Origin of the sequence: Psychrobacter pasteurii, from assembly GCF_900162815.1 — a bacterium.
Lineage (GTDB): Bacteria > Pseudomonadota > Gammaproteobacteria > Pseudomonadales > Moraxellaceae > Psychrobacter > Psychrobacter pasteurii.
The window spans coordinates 1-1,788 of sequence record NZ_FUGD01000157.1 but is presented as its reverse complement, the minus strand read 5'-3'; the positions used below and the strand labels follow the sequence as shown (position 1 = coordinate 1,788).

Below are 1,788 nucleotides of genomic sequence, written 5' to 3'. Positions count from 1 at the left end.
AGCTTTACGCTCAATGTTCTTTTTCCAACGCTGAATTGTCGTTGTACTGATTTGATATTCTTCGGCAAGCTCTCGATAACTGTAACCTTCGTCAAGCTTGTCTAATATCATTTGTCTGTAGTCTTTTGAATATGCCATCTTATCAGTGTATCTTATTTATGGGGCTATGACTATAGTCACTGTCACCTTCCGTGGGGCACACCCCAAAAACAACTTACGTACTGAAGACACCTTTTTAAAGGTGCAACGCTTAGATCAAGGTCAATGGAAGGACTATCTAACCGATGCTGATTTCGAGACCAGCTATGGTTGGCAACGTGAAGGCATTACTTATAGCAAGGTAACCATTAGCTGGCGCATTAAGGAAAAAACGCCACAAGGTACCTATCGCATTATGCATCTAGGCGACTGGAAAAATGGCTGGGACTACGCCATTACCCCGTATGCCGGCGTTTCTCATTCCTTTAAGGTAGAGTAGCTCTTAAAAAACCCCCTATCTCCCTGCTCTGCTTTATTCAGACATTCTGCCCCATCTTCTAAACAGCAGACACAAAAAAAGCCAGATATTGCTATCTGGCTTCTTTTTTTTAATCTAGCTTAGTTTGGCTAAATTATTTTTTCTTCCACGTTTGGCTACGTGAGAATGGACCTAAGTGGCCTTTTAGTTTTAAATCACTACCTTTTAACTCTGCAGTTAAACGGTAAGTTTTGTTGTTCTCTGGATCTGTGATTTGACCACCGCTGTATTTACCGCCGCCATCAGCTTTTAGACCTGACATAACAGTACGGCCTACGAACTTCTTGCCTTCAGGACGAGTGGTAGAGATAATCTTACCCGTTAGAACGCCACCTGATTCAGTGATTTTAACAAGGGCTTTAGGCTCACCATTGTCATAAGTTTGCCAAGTGGTATTGGCTAGTGGATCAGCAGCCATAGCTACAGTGGCTAGACCTAATGCTGAAAGAGCTAAAACTGATTGATTGAATAATTTCATACTACGATTCCTTTCGAAAAACATTTAAAGTTAGTTTTTGCAGCAACATAATTGACTTGGAGTTCAAGTATAGGAAACCACTACTTACTAATTCTTACTTGGTGATAGAGATATCTTAGACACTGATTTTGGTCTGGTCAAGATATTTTTTTATTTACTTACCCTGAAAGGTATAATTAATTATAACGATTAATAATTAAAAAAGAAGTGGAAAATCAATAAATTATTACTCTACTATTTTTTAACAGTTATAGTTATGAAAAGGGGTTGTCTACTTCCTTACTGAACGAGTCTTCACTCTCTCGTAAGCCTTGTTTATTAGAGTCTTGTGTAAAGTCACCTGCTTGCTCAGCAGACTGTAGCTCGGCCACAATCATATCAAATAGCTGCTTTAACTTTAACGCTTGGCTTAAGCCTTGCTGGTTTTTAGTAATCTCAATATCACCATAAGCGATGACTTTATCGGTCTGATTCTCGAAGGTCAATTCGCCTATTTGTAGACTTTGATGATCGTTTTCATAAGGCTTAAAAGCAAATGGCTCAGCTTTCAATGCTTCTTGTTCTGTGCTGTTTTCAGTAGACTGCGTCATAGCGACTAACTCCTTTGTATTATTTATTATCCGTTCCGAAAAACTTACCTAACCCTACTCACATAGTTTTAGAGTTTTCTTCCTGCTTCATAGACGTCTGCCATTGTGATTACACTCAGGTCTTACATCGTCTCCACAGGCTAACACGGTGGAACTCACCGCTTTTTTTTAACCCATCAGTGATGGGTTAACACTTTATCTGC

4 protein-coding genes are annotated in these 1,788 nt (G+C 39.4%); 1 reads left to right on the top strand and 3 read right to left on the bottom strand.

What is annotated here, in order from left to right:
• The coding region (locus tag A1232T_RS12865) for a helix-turn-helix domain-containing protein (RefSeq protein ID WP_143513974.1) at positions 1-138 on the bottom strand (138 nt) is incomplete at its 3' end.
• 28 nt (positions 139-166) lie between these two features.
• On the opposite strand from A1232T_RS12865, the gene A1232T_RS12860 reads away from it, so the two are divergent.
• Positions 167-478 carry a neutral/alkaline non-lysosomal ceramidase C-terminal domain-containing protein gene (locus tag A1232T_RS12860; protein WP_077449768.1) on the top strand — a complete coding sequence of 104 codons (312 nt, stop codon included), beginning with the start codon at positions 167-169 and terminating at the stop codon, positions 476-478.
• 133 nt (positions 479-611) lie between these two features.
• Here the strand turns inward: A1232T_RS12860 and A1232T_RS12855 are convergent, their stop codons facing one another.
• Together A1232T_RS12855 and A1232T_RS12850 are read right to left on the bottom strand one after the other, a co-directional pair.
• Complete coding sequence (locus tag A1232T_RS12855; protein ID WP_077449767.1) at positions 612-995, bottom strand: DUF2147 domain-containing protein; 384 nt, start codon at positions 993-995, stop codon at positions 612-614.
• Positions 996-1,249: 254 nt separating this feature from the next.
• Entirely contained in the window at positions 1,250-1,585 is a 336-nt protein-coding gene (locus A1232T_RS12850; RefSeq protein WP_077449766.1) for a hypothetical protein, read from the bottom strand.
• Positions 1,586-1,788 lie beyond the last annotated feature (203 nt).

What these genes read in the sequence shown, in the direction of transcription:
- A1232T_RS12850 (WP_077449766.1), bottom strand. Translation starts at nt 1,585, where the DNA reads ATGACGCAGTCTACTGAAAACAGCACAGAACAAGAAGCATTGAAAGCT.
- A1232T_RS12855 (WP_077449767.1), bottom strand. Translation starts at nt 995, where the DNA reads ATGAAATTATTCAATCAATCAGTTTTAGCTCTTTCAGCATTAGGTCTA.
- A1232T_RS12860 (WP_077449768.1), top strand. Translation starts at nt 167, where the DNA reads ATGACTATAGTCACTGTCACCTTCCGTGGGGCACACCCCAAAAACAAC.